The sequence below is a fragment of the Cronobacter muytjensii ATCC 51329 genome, assembly GCF_001277195.1.
Taxonomy (GTDB): Bacteria; Pseudomonadota; Gammaproteobacteria; order Enterobacterales; family Enterobacteriaceae; genus Cronobacter; species Cronobacter muytjensii.
Genome location: NZ_CP012268.1, coordinates 3,848,065 through 3,864,145 on the forward strand (window position 1 = coordinate 3,848,065; position 16,081 = coordinate 3,864,145).

General features: G+C 58.4%; 16 protein-coding genes. 11 read left to right on the plus strand and 5 right to left on the minus strand.

From position 1 onward, the window contains the following. The first annotated feature begins 18 nt into the window (after window positions 1-18). The 4 genes from hslV (at window position 19) to rraA (ending at window position 3,581) form a co-directional block, all read left to right on the plus strand. Entirely contained in the window at window positions 19-549 is a 531-nt protein-coding gene (gene hslV, locus AFK63_RS17610) for an ATP-dependent protease subunit HslV (protein ID WP_032967548.1), read from the plus strand. 9 nt (window positions 550-558) lie between these two features. Continuing rightward, window positions 559-1,890 (plus strand): HslU--HslV peptidase ATPase subunit, encoded by a 1,332-nt coding sequence (gene hslU / locus AFK63_RS17615; protein WP_004385733.1) that lies wholly within the window; start codon window positions 559-561, stop codon window positions 1,888-1,890. Between the two features lie 180 nt (window positions 1,891-2,070). Beyond that, entirely contained in the window at window positions 2,071-3,003 is a 933-nt protein-coding gene (gene menA, locus AFK63_RS17620) for a 1,4-dihydroxy-2-naphthoate polyprenyltransferase (RefSeq protein ID WP_038865990.1), read from the plus strand. Window positions 3,004-3,095: 92 nt separating this feature from the next. Next, window positions 3,096-3,581 carry a ribonuclease E activity regulator RraA gene (gene rraA / locus AFK63_RS17625; RefSeq protein ID WP_007729210.1) on the plus strand — a complete coding sequence of 162 codons (486 nt, stop codon included), beginning with the start codon at window positions 3,096-3,098 and terminating at the stop codon, window positions 3,579-3,581. A 50-nt stretch (window positions 3,582-3,631) separates the two neighbouring features. Here the strand turns inward: rraA and zapB are convergent, their stop codons facing one another. Next, on the minus strand, window positions 3,632-3,871 hold the full coding sequence (gene zapB / locus AFK63_RS17630; RefSeq protein WP_007667757.1) for a septal ring assembly protein ZapB: 240 nt from the start codon (window positions 3,869-3,871) through the stop codon (window positions 3,632-3,634). Window positions 3,872-4,305: 434 nt separating this feature from the next. On the opposite strand from zapB, the gene AFK63_RS17635 reads away from it, so the two are divergent. From AFK63_RS17635 to lldD, 6 genes are all read left to right on the plus strand, one after another. Further along, window positions 4,306-5,154, plus strand: a complete 849-nt coding sequence (locus AFK63_RS17635; RefSeq protein WP_038865996.1) for an MIP/aquaporin family protein — start codon at window positions 4,306-4,308, stop codon at window positions 5,152-5,154. A gap of 19 nt (window positions 5,155-5,173) precedes the next feature. Beyond that, on the plus strand, window positions 5,174-6,691 hold the full coding sequence (gene glpK / locus AFK63_RS17640) for a glycerol kinase GlpK (RefSeq protein ID WP_404825896.1): 1,518 nt from the start codon (window positions 5,174-5,176) through the stop codon (window positions 6,689-6,691). A gap of 129 nt (window positions 6,692-6,820) precedes the next feature. Continuing rightward, a complete protein-coding gene (locus AFK63_RS17645; protein WP_038865998.1) occupies window positions 6,821-7,183 on the plus strand; it encodes a YibL family ribosome-associated protein in 363 nt (120 codons plus the stop codon). A 368-nt stretch (window positions 7,184-7,551) separates the two neighbouring features. Then, entirely contained in the window at window positions 7,552-9,207 is a 1,656-nt protein-coding gene (lldP, locus tag AFK63_RS17650) for an L-lactate permease (RefSeq protein ID WP_038866000.1), read from the plus strand. Beyond that, entirely contained in the window at window positions 9,204-9,992 is a 789-nt protein-coding gene (lldR, locus tag AFK63_RS17655; RefSeq protein ID WP_038866002.1) for a transcriptional regulator LldR, read from the plus strand. Before lldP ends, lldR begins: the two co-directional genes overlap by 4 nt. Then, entirely contained in the window at window positions 9,989-11,194 is a 1,206-nt protein-coding gene (lldD, locus tag AFK63_RS17660; RefSeq protein ID WP_038866004.1) for an FMN-dependent L-lactate dehydrogenase LldD, read from the plus strand. The genes lldR and lldD overlap by 4 nt, the downstream gene beginning before the upstream one ends. A gap of 114 nt (window positions 11,195-11,308) precedes the next feature. Here lldD and yiiM read toward each other — a convergent pair whose 3' ends face one another. Beyond that, window positions 11,309-11,986, minus strand: a complete 678-nt coding sequence (yiiM, locus tag AFK63_RS17665) for a 6-hydroxyaminopurine reductase (protein WP_038866006.1) — start codon at window positions 11,984-11,986, stop codon at window positions 11,309-11,311. Window positions 11,987-12,056: 70 nt separating this feature from the next. Beyond that, window positions 12,057-12,677, minus strand: a complete 621-nt coding sequence (gene sodA, locus AFK63_RS17670; RefSeq protein ID WP_032967551.1) for a superoxide dismutase [Mn] — start codon at window positions 12,675-12,677, stop codon at window positions 12,057-12,059. A 372-nt stretch (window positions 12,678-13,049) separates the two neighbouring features. Here sodA and rhaT point away from each other — a divergent pair, with 372 nt between their 5' ends. Next, complete coding sequence (rhaT, locus tag AFK63_RS17675) at window positions 13,050-14,087, plus strand: L-rhamnose/proton symporter RhaT (RefSeq protein ID WP_038866008.1); 1,038 nt, start codon at window positions 13,050-13,052, stop codon at window positions 14,085-14,087. Here the strand turns inward: rhaT and rhaR are convergent. Both rhaR and rhaS read right to left on the minus strand, forming a co-directional pair. Then, complete coding sequence (gene rhaR, locus AFK63_RS17680; RefSeq protein WP_038866010.1) at window positions 14,084-14,935, minus strand: HTH-type transcriptional activator RhaR; 852 nt, start codon at window positions 14,933-14,935, stop codon at window positions 14,084-14,086. The two genes, rhaT and rhaR, sit on opposite strands and share 4 nt — an antisense overlap. A gap of 71 nt (window positions 14,936-15,006) precedes the next feature. After that, window positions 15,007-15,843 carry an HTH-type transcriptional activator RhaS gene (gene rhaS / locus AFK63_RS17685; RefSeq protein ID WP_038866045.1) on the minus strand — a complete coding sequence of 279 codons (837 nt, stop codon included), beginning with the start codon at window positions 15,841-15,843 and terminating at the stop codon, window positions 15,007-15,009. Window positions 15,844-16,081 lie beyond the last annotated feature (238 nt).

Consider the following 16,081-nt stretch of genomic DNA (forward strand, 5'->3'; position numbering starts at 1 on the left):
GCAATAAGGGGTTTGCTCGTGACAACAATAGTAAGTGTGCGCCGCAACGGCCAGGTAGTGATCGGTGGCGACGGCCAGGCCACCCTGGGCAACACCGTAATGAAAGGCAACGTGAAAAAAGTCCGCCGTCTGTATAACGACAAAGTTATCGCGGGCTTCGCGGGCGGCACCGCCGACGCCTTCACCCTCTTTGAACTTTTTGAACGCAAACTGGAAATGCACCAGGGTCACCTGGTAAAAGCCGCCGTTGAACTGGCGAAAGACTGGCGTACCGACCGTATGCTGCGCCGCCTTGAAGCGCTGCTGGCGGTGGCGGATGAAAACGCCTCGCTGATTATCACCGGTAACGGCGATGTCGTGCAGCCGGAAAACGATCTGATCGCCATTGGTTCCGGCGGCCCTTACGCGCAGGCTGCGGCACGCGCGCTGCTGGAAAACACCGAGCTCGGCGCTCGTGACATCGTGGAGAAGTCGCTGGGGATCGCGGGTGATATCTGCATCTACACCAACCACTTCCTCACCATCGAAGAACTCTCCTCTAAAGCGTAAGGATCTCCTATGTCTGAAATGACTCCACGCGAAATTGTCAGCGAACTCGACAAACATATTATCGGCCAGGACGCGGCGAAACGTTCTGTCGCCATCGCGCTGCGTAACCGCTGGCGCCGTATGCAGTTAAATGAAGAGCTGCGACATGAAGTCACACCGAAAAACATTCTGATGATTGGCCCGACCGGCGTCGGTAAAACCGAAATCGCCCGTCGTCTGGCGAAGCTTGCCAATGCGCCATTTATCAAAGTCGAAGCGACGAAGTTCACCGAAGTGGGCTATGTCGGTAAAGAAGTGGATTCCATCATCCGCGATCTGACCGATTCCGCGATTAAAATGGTGCGCATGCAGTCGATCGAGAAAAACCGCTACCGCGCCGAAGAGATGGCCGAAGAGCGCATTCTCGACGTGCTGATCCCGCCTGCCAAAAACAACTGGGGCCAGCCGGAACAGCAGCAGGAGCCGTCCGCCGCGCGTCAGGCGTTTCGCAAAAAGCTGCGCGAAGGCGAGCTTGACGATAAAGAGATTGAAATCAACCTGGCCGCCGCGCCGATGGGCGTCGAAATTATGGCGCCTCCGGGTATGGAAGAGATGACCAGCCAGCTGCAGTCGATGTTCCAGAACCTGGGCGGCCAGAAACAGAAGCCGCGCAAGCTGAAAATCAAAGACGCGATGAAGCTGCTGGTGGAAGAAGAAGCGGCGAAGCTGGTAAACCCGGAAGAGCTGAAAGAGCAGGCTATCGAAGCCGTTGAACAGCACGGCATCGTGTTTATCGATGAGATCGATAAAATCTGTAAGCGCGGCAACGTTTCCGGCCCGGATGTCTCCCGCGAAGGCGTTCAGCGCGACCTGCTGCCGCTGGTGGAAGGCTGCACCGTCTCCACAAAACACGGCATGGTGAAAACCGATCACATCCTGTTTATCGCCTCTGGCGCTTTCCAGGTGGCGAGCCCGTCTGACCTGATCCCTGAGCTTCAGGGCCGTCTGCCGATCCGCGTTGAGCTGCAGGCGCTGACGGCGGAAGATTTCGAGCGCATCCTCACCGAGCCGAACGCGTCGGTGACCGTGCAGTACAAAGCGCTGATGGAAACCGAAGGCGTGCATATTGAATTTACCGACGATGGTATCAAGCGTATCGCGCAGGCGGCGTGGCAGGTGAACGAAACCACCGAGAACATCGGCGCGCGTCGCCTGCACACCGTGCTGGAGCGTCTGATGGAAGATATCTCGTATGACGCCAGCGATCTGGGCGGCCAGACGATTACTATCGACGCCGATTATGTGAGCAAACACCTGGATGCGCTGGTGGCAGATGAAGATCTGAGCCGTTTTATCTTATAATCGCGCTCAACGCATTTTCATCACTTTTGGTGAGGGTTTTTGCCCCGCCCGATGTGAGGTGCGGTAAGGCGGTCAGCCTGTTCCCGGCGGCGTTAAAACGCCGGGATATTCAGGCAACGCCGGCAACCCGCAGCTTCATCAGGCAGGCAAGCCCTCATTTTTATTGGCTCAGATCCGTCTATGAATACACACACGCATTCGGTAAGCCGTACCCAGGCCTGGCTTGAAAGCCTGCGCCCGCGCACGCTGCCGCTGGCTTTTTCCGCCATTATGGTAGGCAGCGCGCTCGCCTGGTGGCAGGGCTATTTCGATCCGGTTATCACGCTCCTGGCGCTACTGACCGCCGGGCTGCTGCAAATCCTCTCCAATCTTGCCAACGACTATGGCGACGCCGTAAAAGGCAGCGACCAGCCCGATCGCCTCGGTCCGCTGCGCGGTATGCAGAAAGGCGCTATCACCGCGCCGCAGATGAAGCGCGCCATTTTGTTCACCGTGGCGCTGATTTGCGTTTCCGGACTGGCGCTCGTCAAAGTGGCCTGCCACAGCCTTACCGATGTGCTCGGGTTTCTCGCGCTCGGCGCGCTCTCGATTCTCGCCGCGATTACTTATACCGTCGGCACGCGCCCGTATGGCTACATGGGCCTTGGCGATATTTCGGTGCTGGTGTTCTTCGGCTGGCTGAGCGTGCTGGGTAGCTGGTATTTGCAGGCTCATACGCTGATCTCCCCGCTCTGGCTGCCAGCGACCGCCTGCGGCTTGCTGGCGGCGGCCGTGCTGAATATCAATAATCTGCGCGATATCGACAGCGACCGGCGCAACGGCAAAAACACGCTGGCGGTGCGCCTCGGCCCCGTCGCCGCCCGCCGTTACCATGTGGGTTTGCTGGCTGGCGCGCTGGGCTGTCTTGCGGCGTTTAATCTGCTCTGGCTGCAAAGCCCGTGGGGCTGGGCGTTCCTGCTGGCTACACCGCTGCTGGCGCGTCAGGCGCGCGTTGTGCTGCGCGATACGGATCCTGCGGCGATGCGCCCGATGCTCGAACGCACCGTGAAAGCGGCCCTGCTGGTGAACCTGCTGTTTATCGTCGGGCTGGTCCTCAGCCAGCGTCTGGGTTAACTGACCCGCATCAATTAACAATTGATGATTTTGCCAACAGCGCGCGTTAAGCGATATACTGACAGCTCTTGCAGCAACTGAACGTTAAACCTATGAAATACGATACTTCTGAGCTTTGTGACATCTACCAGGAAGAGGTCAACGTTGTGGAGCCTCTGTTCTCCAACTTCGGCGGTCGCTCTTCTTTTGGCGGGCAAATCATCACGGTGAAATGTTTCGAGGACAACGGGTTGCTGTATGAGCTGCTCGAAGAAAATGGCCGCGGACGCGTTTTACTGGTTGATGGCGGCGGTTCGGTACGCCGCGCCCTGATTGATGCTGAACTGGCGCGCCTTGCGGTGCAGAACGAATGGGAAGGCATTGTGGTCTATGGCGCCGTGCGTCAGGTTGACGACCTCGCGGAGCTGGATGTCGGCATCCAGGCGCTGGCGGCGATCCCGGTAGGCGCGGCAGGCGAAGGCATCGGCGAAAGCGACGTGCGCGTTAATTTCGGCGGCGTGACCTTCTTCTCCGGCGACCATCTCTACGCCGACAACACCGGCATTATCCTTTCTGAAGATCCGCTGGATATCGAGTAATAAAAACGGGCGCCCTGAGCGCCCGTTCTTTTTTGGTCAATGTGCGGTAATCACACTTCTTCCATTTTACCCAGCAGCGCCTGAAGACGTTCCTGCCAGACATGCTGCTGTTCACGCAGCTGATGGTTTTCCTGCTCCAGCGCTTCGCGGCTGCCCTGCGCGTTCTGCACTTCCTGAGCAAGATGATTGTTCTTGTCTTTCAGCTCTTCGATTTCCATTTGCAACAGGGTGATGGTATCAACAGCCTGCTGTACTTTCGCTTCCAGTTTTTCAAACACTTCAAATGACATCGTACTACCTCTCCTGAATTGCAAGGCGTTGATGGATGACTATCCTCGTCCCGGTGCCCGGCGACGCCTTAAGTAATCTGTGCGCACAACACTAATCCCGATTGTATGAAGCCCTTGTGCCCCTGTCCAGCGACAACCCGCACGGATTGCGGTTTGCGCGCTTTTTCAGTCTAAACCGAGTGTATTCGCTTCATGAAGCGGTAAATTGTTAACATGTTAGTTAATGAAATGATTCAGCTCTCACTTTCCCCTGCCCGAAAAACGCGCTGTTGAGCGCGAAAACGCTCATTTTCTTGACGTAACACACACATTTCAATTTCGATATTTCTCGTTTTTGTTCGTTAACGATAAGTTAACACCATGTCTACAAGACATCATGGTCGTCTTCGACACCGTGCATACAATAATCATCAATTAGCCTTCAGGACCCGATTATGAGTCAAACATCAACCTTAAAAGGCGAGTGCATCGCTGAATTCCTCGGTACCGGGTTGTTGATTTTCTTCGGTGTGGGCTGCGTGGCGGCGCTGAAAGTGGCAGGAGCCAGTTTCGGTCAGTGGGAAATCAGCATCATCTGGGGTCTGGGCGTGGCGATGGCCATCTACCTGACCGCAGGCGTTTCCGGCGCGCATCTTAACCCGGCGGTAACCATCGCGTTGTGGCTGTTTGCCTGTTTCGACGGGCGTAAAGTTGTTCCTTTTATTATTTCTCAGTTTGCCGGCGCCTTTTGCGCAGCGGCGTTAGTTTACGGGCTTTATTACAATCTTTTCCTCGATTACGAACAGACTCACCACATGGTTCGCGGCAGCGTCGAAAGTCTCGATCTGGCCGGTATTTTCTCTACCTATCCAAACCCGCACATCAACCTGATTCAGGCCTTTGCGGTTGAAATGGTGATTACCGCTATTCTGATGGGCGTCATTATGGCGCTGGGTGATGATGGCAACGGCATTCCGCGTGGCCCGCTGGCACCGCTCCTGATTGGCCTGCTGATTGCGGTTATCGGCGCGTCGATGGGCCCGCTGACCGGCTTCGCCATGAACCCGGCGCGCGATTTAGGGCCGAAGGCGTTCGCGTGGCTCGCAGGCTGGGGCAACGTTGCCTTTACCGGCGGACGCGACATTCCTTACTTCCTGGTGCCGGCACTGGGTCCGGTGGTTGGCGCGGCGCTTGGCGCGTTCGGCTACCGCAAACTGATTGGCCGCCATTTACCGTGCGATACTCGCGAGGAAGACGTGGACAACGCTTCTGCCGCCAGCGCACAACAGAAAGCTTCGCTGTAACCGATTTACGGGATAAAAAATGATGACTCCAGAAAAAAAATATATCGTTGCACTCGACCAGGGCACGACCAGCTCCCGCGCCGTGGTGATGGATCATGACGCAAACATTGTCAGCGTCTCCCAGCGTGAATTTGAACAAATCTATCCGCGTCCGGGCTGGGTAGAGCATGATCCGATGGAGATTTGGGCCTCCCAGAGCTCCACGCTGGTGGAAGCACTGGCCAAAGCAGACATCAGTTCCGATCAGATTGCCGCTATCGGCATCACCAACCAGCGCGAAACCGCAGTGGTCTGGGAGCGCGAAACCGGCAAGCCGATTCATAATGCGATCGTCTGGCAGTGCCGCCGTACCTCGGAGATTTGCGAGAAGCTGAAGCGCGACGGCATGGAAGATTACGTGCGTGAGACGACCGGCCTTGTGATCGACCCGTACTTTTCCGGCACCAAAGTAAAATGGATTCTGGATCACGTAGAAGGCTCTCGCGAGCGTGCCAAACGCGGCGAACTGCTGTTCGGTACCGTTGATACCTGGCTTATCTGGAAAATGACCCAGGGGCGCGTACATGTCACCGACTACACCAACGCCTCGCGCACTATGCTGTTCAACATCCACGAGCTTGACTGGGATGACAGAATGCTCGACGTGCTGGATATCCCGCGCGCCATGCTGCCGCAGGTGCGTAAATCGTCAGAAGTTTACGGCCAGACCAACATCGGCGGTAAAGGCGGCACCCGTATTCCTATCGCCGGTATCGCGGGCGACCAGCAGGCGGCGCTGTTCGGCCAGCTCTGCGTGAAGGAAGGGATGGCGAAAAACACCTACGGCACCGGCTGCTTTATGCTGATGAACACGGGCGAAAAAGCGGTGGCGTCTACCCACGGTCTGCTGACTACCATCGCCTGCGGCCCTCGCGGCGAAGTGAACTACGCGCTCGAAGGCGCCGTGTTTATGGCGGGTGCGTCCATTCAGTGGCTGCGCGACGAGATGAAACTTATCAGCGACGCGTTTGACTCCGAATATTTCGCGACCAAAGTGAAAGACACCAACGGCGTTTACGTGGTACCGGCGTTTACCGGCCTCGGCGCGCCGTACTGGGACCCGTACGCCCGCGGCGCGATTTTCGGCCTGACCCGTGGCGTGAACTCGAACCACATCATCCGCGCGACGCTGGAATCGATTGCCTTCCAGACCCGTGACGTGCTGGAAGCGATGCAGGCGGATTCTGGCATTCGTCTGCACGCCCTGCGCGTGGACGGCGGCGCAGTGGCCAACAACTTCCTGATGCAATTCCAGTCTGACATTCTCGGCACCCGCGTGGAGCGCCCGGAAGTCCGTGAAGTCACAGCCCTGGGCGCAGCCTATCTGGCTGGTCTGGCGGTCGGCTACTGGCAGAACCTGGATGAGCTGCAGGAAAAAGCGGTGATTGAGCGTGAGTTCCGCCCGGGTATTGAAACCACCGAGCGTAACTACCGTTACGAAGGCTGGCGCAAAGCGGTAAAACGCGCCATGGCCTGGGAAGAGCATGATAAAGAGTAAGCGTTAACCTCATTGGTATTCCCCTTTTCTCCCGCCTTCGGGCGGGAGACTTTTCCCCGTTTTTTCATTCACCCTCCGCAATAGTGTATCCTTTGCAGCAATCTCCCCCTTTTTAATGGTTCGTTATAAATGAAAGAAATCGAAAAAGCTGAAATCAAACGCCTGAGCGACCGCCTTGATGCCGCGCGTCACCAGCAGGCTGCTGTTTCCCTGACGGAAGCGGCCGACAAATACGCCGAGCTTGAGCAGGAGATAGCGACGCTGGAAGCGGAAATCGCACGCCTGAAAGATGTACGCACCGATAAGCTCAGCAAAGAGGCGCAGAAACTGATGGCGATGCCGTTTAAACGCCCCATCACTAAAAAAGAGCAGGCCGACATGGGCAAGCTGAAGAAAAGCGTGCGCGGGCTGGTTGTCGTTCACCCCATGACCGCACTGGGCCGTGAAATGGGCCTGAAAGAAATGACCGGCTTTGCAAAGAGCGCGTTTTAAGGATTTATCACGGGTTGGCATGCCAGCCCGTCGCGTTGCTCATCGGCGCGAATACAGTAACGCAGTGAAGTATAACGCGGTGCCAATCATGAAAACCCCGACACGTTGCGTCTTTGCGAGGCACCTTCCGGCACGTTTTTACGCTCTCTGAAATTTGGCTGTTGGTCCTACCAATCCTCCCGCAAACTTACCGCCTTCTCACAAAACCCCAAAAAAACGCAACCACTCTGTTGCTGATGCCTAACAAATAGTTAACCTTTTGTTGTCATTCACCCTACATCCACCGATTGGTTGGGCCACTTTTACAAAATCCGCGCCATAAGAAGCACAGACTTCCGGCACGTTTTCCGGCCCGCAGGAGATTCGCTATGCACCTCTGGCAGCAGAATTACGACCCGGCAGGGAATATCTGGCTCTCAAGCCTGATAGCCGCTTTGCCAATCCTGTTTTTCTTTTTCGCGCTGATTAAGCTCAAGCTGAAAGGCTACCTGGCGGCGACCATTACCGTCGTCATCGCCCTGCTGGTGGCGCTCTTTTTCTATAAAATGCCCGTTGAACGCGCGTTCGCGTCTGTCGTCTACGGCTTCTTCTACGGCCTGTGGCCGATCGCGTGGATTATTATCGCCGCGGTGTTTGTCTATAAAATCTCGGTGAAAACCGGGCAGTTCGACATTATCCGCTCCTCGATTCTCTCCATCACGCCCGACCAGCGCCTGCAAATGCTCATCGTCGGCTTCTCGTTCGGCGCGTTTCTCGAAGGGGCCGCAGGTTTCGGCGCGCCGGTCGCAATCACCGCGGCGCTGCTGGTGGGGCTTGGCTTTAACCCGCTTTACGCCGCAGGCCTGTGCCTGATAGTAAATACTGCGCCGGTGGCGTTTGGCGCGATGGGCATTCCGATTCTGGTGGCAGGCCAGGTGACCGGCCTCGACAGCTTTGCGATTGGCCAGATGGTGGGCCGCCAGCTGCCTTTCCTGACCATTATCGTGCTGTTCTGGATCATGGCGATTATGGACGGCTGGCGCGGTATTAAAGAGACCTGGCCGGCAGTGCTGGTGGCGGGCGGCTCGTTCGCCATCGCCCAGTATTTAAGCTCGAACTTTATCGGCCCGGAGCTGCCGGACATCATCTCCTCACTGGTATCGCTGGTCTGCCTGACGCTGTTTCTCAAACGCTGGCAGCCGGTGCGCATTTTCCGCTTCGGCGACGTGGGCGCCTCGGTGGTCGATCAGACGCTGGCGCGCAAAAATTACACCCCAGGCCAGGTAGTGCGCGCCTGGACACCGTTCCTGTTCCTGACCGCCACGGTCACGCTCTGGAGCATTCCGCCGTTTAAAGCGCTGTTCGCCAAAGGCGGCCCGCTCGCGGATCTGGTATTTAACGTCTCCGTACCGTTCCTGGATGGCCTGGTCGCGCGCATGCCGCCCGTCGTCGCGCAGGCGACCTCCTATGCCGCCGTGTATAAATTCGACTGGCTCTCCGCCACCGGCACCGCGATTTTCGTGGCGGCCATCATCTCGATTCTCTGGCTGCGCATGAAGCCAAAAGCCGCCGTGGAAACCTTCGGCCAGACGATGAAAGAGCTGATGCTGCCGATTTACTCCATCGGCATGGTGCTGGCCTTCGCGTTTATCTCGAACTACTCAGGGCTGTCTTCGACGCTGGCGCTGGCGCTGGCGCATACCGGCAGCGCGTTTCCGTTCTTCTCGCCGTTCCTCGGCTGGCTCGGCGTGTTCCTGACAGGCTCAGATACCTCGTCGAACGCGCTCTTCGCAGCGCTTCAGGCGACGGCGGCGCAGCAGACCGGCGTCTCCGATATTTTAATGGTCGCGGCGAACACCACTGGCGGCGTGACCGGCAAAATGATTTCGCCGCAGTCTATCGCTATCGCCTGCGCGGCGGTGGGGCTGGTCGGTAAAGAGTCCGATCTGTTCCGCTTCACCGTGAAGCACAGCCTGGCATTCACCTGCATGGTGGGGCTGATTACGTTACTGCAGGCTTACTACTTTACCTGGATGATCCCATGACATTAATGACCCGACGGCTGGCCGACCATCTGGTGGAGCGCATCCGCGCGCTTATCGCCGAGCGCGGCCTGGAAGCGGGAATGCGCCTGCCCTCGGAGCGACAGCTGGCGCAAGAGCTTGGCGTGTCGCGCAATTCGCTGCGCGAGGCGTTGCAGATTTTGATTCGAGACGGGCTGCTGATAAGCCGTCGTGGCGGCGGCACCTTTGTGCGCTATCAGCTGGAGCCGTGGTCGGAACAACGTATCGTTCAGCCCATCCGCAACCTGATGGCCGACGATCCGGGTTATCGCTACGACATTTTAGAAGCGCGCCACGCCATTGAGGCCAGCACCGCCTGGTACGCGGCGCTGCGCGCCACCGCGCAGGATAAAGAAAAGCTGCGCTACTGCTTTGACGCGATGCTGCAATTTACCGAGCGCGACGACCCGGATCTCGCCTCCCAGGCCGACGTGCGCTTTCACCTGGCGATTGCCGAGGCCTCGCACAATGTGGTGCTGCTCCAGACCATGCGCGGCTTTTTCGATCTGTTGCAGTCGTCGGTGATGGAGAGCCGTCAGCGCATGTATCAGCAGCAGCCGATTTTTGCCCAGCTCACCGGCCAGCACCGCGAGATGCTGGAGGCCATCGAGACGGGCGACGCCGAGCGCGCGCGCAAAGCGACGCTGCGTCACCTCGGCTTTGTCCACTCGACCATTAAACAGCTTGATGAAGATGTCGCCCGTCAGGCGCGCGTCACCCGCCTGCCCGACGATGTGATGAAACCTTCCAGGGAGAATGATGAATGATTATTTCCGCAGCCAGCGACTACCGCGCGGCGGCCCAGCGTATCCTGCCGCCGTTTCTGTTCCACTATATCGACGGCGGGGCGTACGCTGAATATACCCTTAAACGCAACGTGGACGATCTCTCGCAGGTCGCGCTGCGCCAGCGTGTGCTGAAGAATATGTCGGATTTGAGCCTTGAGACGACGCTGTTTAACGAGACGCTCTCTATGCCGGTCGCGCTCGCGCCGGTCGGGCTGTGCGGCATGTATGCCCGGCGGGGTGAAGTGCAGGCCGCGCGGGCGGCGGCGGCGAAGGGCATTCCGTTTACGCTCTCCACCGTGTCGGTCTGCCCGATAGAAGAGGTGGCGCCCGCCATCAACCGCCCGATGTGGTTTCAGCTCTACGTTCTGCGCGACCGCGGCTTTATGCGCAACGCGCTGGAGCGCGCCAAAGCGGCGGGCTGTTCAACGCTAGTGTTTACCGTGGATATGCCGACCCCCGGCGCGCGTTACCGCGACGCCCACTCCGGCATGAGCGGCGCCAATGCCGCCATGCGCCGCTACTGGCAGGTCGTCACACACCCGCAGTGGGCGTGGGATGTGGGCCTGCATGGCCGCCCGCACGATCTCGGCAATATCTCCACCTACCTTGGCAAACCGACCGGTCTTGAAGATTACATCGGCTGGCTGGCGAACAATTTCGATCCGTCTATTTCATGGAAAGACCTGGAGTGGATCCGGGAGTTCTGGGACGGCCCGATGGTGATTAAAGGGATCCTCGACCCGGAAGATGCGCGCGACGCGGTACGCTTCGGCGCCGACGGCATTGTGGTGTCGAACCACGGCGGCCGACAGCTCGACGGCGTGCTTTCTTCGGCCCGCGCCCTGCCCGCCATCGCCGACGCGGTGAAAGGCGATATCGCGATCCTCGCCGACAGCGGCATTCGCAACGGCCTGGATGTGGTGCGGATGATTGCGCTCGGCGCTGACACCGTGCTGCTGGGCCGCGCCTATCTGTACGCGCTCGCGACCCACGGCGAGAAAGGCGTGGCGAACCTGTTGAACCTGATTGAGAAAGAGATGCGCGTGGCGATGACGTTGACCGGCGCGAAATCGATTAAAGCGATCACCCGCGAGTCGCTGGTGCCGGCACCGGAATTCACGTCCATGTTAGCGGAGCTGCCCGCCGCCAGCGCGCAGCCCAAACGGGACGACGCGGCGTAAGCGGATGGCGCTTCGCCGCTGAAAGAGCGTTTGATAGCGGACGCGCTTACCTGTCTTGCTGAAAACACGACCTGATGTCGCCGATACTGCAGGGCGGGTAAGACGCGCGCCCGCTTACCCGCGCCCCCACAACCGGCGCGAAAAGCTCTCGATTTTCCTGCTTAACCGGCGGTTTTGCAGCGTTTTCGCCCAGCTCGCGGAAAGCCCGGCGGCGCTTAACAGCCGGTGATACTGCTCGTCATCAAACGGCGTATGCCAGGCGATGGCGGCGGCTTCCCGCACCGATATCGCGCTCACGCGCGACACCAGCTCCAGCGGCGCGTCGGTAAAGACTTTGCCTTCGCCAATCACCCGATACAGCCAGCCGCAGCGCGCGGTATCCTGCATCCGTCCGGAAAGCTCGCTGATGCCTGCGTGAAAATTCACCTTAAAACAGGGCGAGCGCGGCTGGGTAATCTGGATAAGCGCCTCGCCCCAGCGAAAGATATCGCCGATAAACGCGTTATCCTCGGTCAGCCCCAGCGTCGAGAGATTCTCGCCGAACGCGGGCGGCGCAAACCACGCCGCCTGTTCCGGGTATTCCCGCGCCCAGATGGCGTAATGTTCGCGCGGATAATGACACAGCGCGCGATCCGGCCCACCGTGGATTTTCTTCTCCGCCTGCTGATCGCCGACCAGCCCGCGGCTGGTGAGCGATAACTCCCCTTCTGCCTGCACTTTGCCGATAGCGCTGGGCCGGCTGCCCTCGTAGTCGCGGATTTTGCCAAGATAAACCTGAACCGGGAAATACATGCGCGCCTCCTTTTGCGGATATAAAAAAAGCGAGCCGTCAGGCTCGCTTTTTACAGGTCAGGTTGCAACCTTATTTCTGAGAAGCGAAACGCGCTGCGGCTTCGTCCCAGTTAACCACGTTCCAGAACTCTTTGATGTAGTCCGGACGGCGGTTCTGGAATTTCAGGTAGTAGGCGTGTTCCCACACGTCCAGGCCCAGAATCGGGTAACCGGATGCGCCAGCGACCGCTTCGCCCATCAGCGGGGAATCCTGGTTTGCGGTAGACACCACCGCCAGTTTGTCGCCTTTCAGCACCAGCCACGCCCAGCCAGAGCCGAAACGGGTCGCTGCGGCTTTCTCGAACTCTTCTTTGAATTTCTCAACGGAGCCGAAATCGCGCTCGATAGCCGCTTTCAGGTCGCCCTGCAGGGTGGTGCCTTTTTTCAGGCCTTTCCAGAACAGGCTGTGGTTAGCATGGCCGCCTGCGTTGTTGCGCAGCACGGTTTTTTTGTCAGCCGGAACCTGATCCAGTTTGGTGATCAGCTCTTCAACCGGCAGGTTCGCCAGTTCCGGCAGGCTTTCCAGCGCAGCGTTAGCATTGTTAACGTAAGTCTGGTGGTGTTTGGTGTGATGGATTTCCATCGTCTGCTTGTCGAAATGCGGTTCCAGGGCGTCGTATGCGTACGGCAGGGATGGCAGTGTATAGCTCATATTCATCATCTCCATTATTGTCGGGCGGCAGAGGTGTTAACGCCGCGTAAGCAGTGGGTTCATTATAGTTAATTAAATGATATTGAAAATGTTTATCAATGCCGCAGTTTTTATATGGTTATAACTTAACGCACTAACGGCTAAAAATGGACATCTGACGGCGATTTTCGCACAGATATCCATGCGTCAGGCATTGTCTGAATTCACCGCAAAGTGTGATCGCCGTTCGGCTTACCCGCTGTTTTTTGCCACCCGTTGCGCCGCAGCGGCAGCGCGTCGAAGGTGAATAAAAACGCGCCTCCATAGACTCGTTTGGGTTAGGGAGCGGCTTTCGCTCCCGCCTGCCCTACGACGGAAACGAGGACGCTAAGCATGAATAACGCGATAACCATGGGGATACTGTGGCACCTGATTGGCGCAGCGAGCGCCGCCTGCTTTTACGCGCCGTTTAAAAAAGTCCGGCACTGGTCATGGGAAACCATGTGGTCGGTAGGCGGTATTGTCTCGTGGCTGATTTTGCCCTGGGCGGTAAGCGCCCTGCTTCTGCCCGATTTCTGGGCCTACTACGGCGCTTTCAGCGCCACCACGCTGCTGCCGGTGTTTTTGTTCGGCGCGATGTGGGGCATCGGCAATATTAATTATGGCCTGACCATGCGCTATCTCGGCATGTCGATGGGCATCGGCATCGCTATCGGCATTACGCTCATTGTCGGCACGCTGATGACGCCGCTGCTGAACGGCAAATTCGCGGTGCTTATCGGTACGCCCGGCGGGCGGATGACGCTGCTGGGCGTTTTCGTGGCGCTGATTGGCGTCGGCATCGTGACCCGCGCCGGTCAACTGAAAGAGCGCCAGATGGGCATCAAAGCCGAAGAATTTAACCTGAAAAAAGGGCTGCTGCTGGCGGTGATGTGCGGCGTGTTCTCCGCAGGCATGTCGTTTGCGATGGACGCGGCAAAGCCAATGCATGAGGCCGCCGCCGCGCTCGGCGTCGACCCGCTTTACGTCGGCCTGCCGAGCTATGTCGTTATCATGGGCGGCGGCGCGCTGGTGAATCTCGGCTTCTGTTTTATCCGTCTTGCCAGAGTCCGCAACCTGTCGCTAAAAGCCGATTTCTCGCTGGCGAAACCGCTGATTATCGCCAACGTGCTGCTCTCCGCGCTGGGCGGGCTGATGTGGTATTTACAGTTTTTCTTCTACGCCTGGGGCCATGCGCGCATTCCGGCGCAGTATGACTACATCAGCTGGATGCTGCATATGAGCTTCTACGTGCTGTGCGGCGGGCTGGTCGGACTGGTGCTACGCGAGTGGAAAGCGGCGGGCCGCCGCCCGGTCAGCGTACTGAGCCTGGGCTGCGTGGTGATTATCGTGGCGGCGAATATTGTCGGGCTGGGGATGGCGGCCAACTAACCGGTCACCACCCCGCACTGCTGACGCCACACCCGTGGCGTCACGCCCGTTTCGCGGGTAAACACGACCGAGAAGTAGTTGCTGTCTTCAAAGCCGCAGCGCGCGGCGATATCGCTAATCAGCAGATCGGAGTGGCGCAGCAGATACTGCGCCTGACAGATACGCAGCTGGCGCAGGTACTGGCTGATGGTCATACCGGTCTGCTGGCGAAAGAGCTGGCGCAGCGGGCGTTCGGCAATCTGATAATGGCTGCAAAAATGCTGCAAATCGAACGGCACGTCGAGGCTGTTGCCAAGCGCCGCCATCAGCAGATCGAGCTTTTCGCCCTCGTCCGGCCCGGCCCCGCTCGACGGCTGGTAGCGATGACGACGCAGCGTAATCGCCAGCTGTAAAAACAGGCTTTCGGCTAAACAGTGCGACAGCGCATCGTGCTTCGGGCTTTCATGTTCCAGCTGATCGATAACCTGCCGCGCCTGCACCATGCCGTGGCTGCTGAGCCGCCAGCGCGGATCGCCGCCAGGGCCACGCGGGTTTTCCAGTAGATCGCGCCAGTTCACGTTCAGTTGCAGCCGTTCAGGGCAATAAATGATGTTATGCAACACGAGATCGTTCACGGACTCGTAGCGGTGGCGGTCTTCGGCGCGAATATAAAAGAGATCGCCGCAGGTAATGCGATAAGGCCGGTCGTTCAGCACATGCAGGCCGTTGCCGCGCCAGACCAGCACCAGTTCGCAGAACTCGTGGGTATGCTCGGCAAAGACATTTTGCGGGTAGCGATCCGCCACCACCACCGGCTGGGTAGGCGTGGCGAAAAAGTCCGCTTTCCTGAGCACTAACTGAGGGGCCACTGGGCTTCTCCGGGACAAATAGCTGCAAAGTATGCAATTTTTTGCCCCAGAAAACGGTGATTCTCTTCGCGTTACTGCATCTGCCCGTCGCGCCCGAGGCGAATGTCGCGCGGCGACCAGGAAAACTCGCGCCGGAACAGCGTGGAGAAATGATTGCTGTCGCCAAAACCGCACTGGTAGGCAATCTCCGTCACACTCTCTTCGCTGTGGCGCAGCAGATAGCGCGCTTTCATTAAGCGTAAACGGTTGAGATAGCGCTGCGGCGTCAGGCCGGTGCGCTGCTTCAGCTGCCGATGCAGCGTGCGCAGCGAGAGCCGGTGGCACCCGGCGAGCTGTTCCCAGCAGACATCCTCCGCATAGTGATCTTCAAGCCAGGCGATCAGCTGATTCAGCCGCTCGTCGGCATGGCCGCTGCCCTGCGCCTGGCTGCCGCGCCGCAGCAGGATCAGCAGTTGCATAAACAGCATTTCCATACTGGCGATGGCGTGCACGTCGCTGCTCTCGCGCAGCGCCTCCAGTTGATCCACCAGCGGACGGGCCTGATGCAGCGTCTGCTGGCTGACGCGCCAGTGCGACGGATAGTGGCCGTCCTGCTCCTGCGGCAGGAGTTTTTCAAGCCCTGACAGGAAACTGAACGCCTGCGGCGAACGATACAGCACGTTGGTCAGACAGAGGTTTTCGGTATGTTCATACAGATGGCGGTCGTGGTCGCGCACAAAACAGACGGAACCGCCGCTTAACGTGTACGGCTGGCCGTTAAAGACATGCGTGCCCGTGCCGTGCTCGACGATGACAATTTCATAGAAATCATGGTGATGTTCAGGAAAAGCCGCCTGCGGCAGACGCGGTTCAATGGTTACCGACGCCGCGCCGGTTGGGAAAAAATCAACGCACTGTAGTACCGTCATCATCGCCCCCGCTTTCAGTAAAACCTGCCTGATAGTAGATAACGGTTCTCAACTACACCTTCAATTTTCGACGTCAAAACGCGCAAAGCCCGTCGGATTTTTAAGAAACGTCGTGAAATTTCTGGAAATGCGGCGCGGCTCACATGCGCCCACGCCTGGCCTGCAAACGCCGTTCTGTGAACTCCCTCACGTTCATCTTTGCTTCCTTGCCAGCGCCGGTAACGCGCTGTCAGTGGGA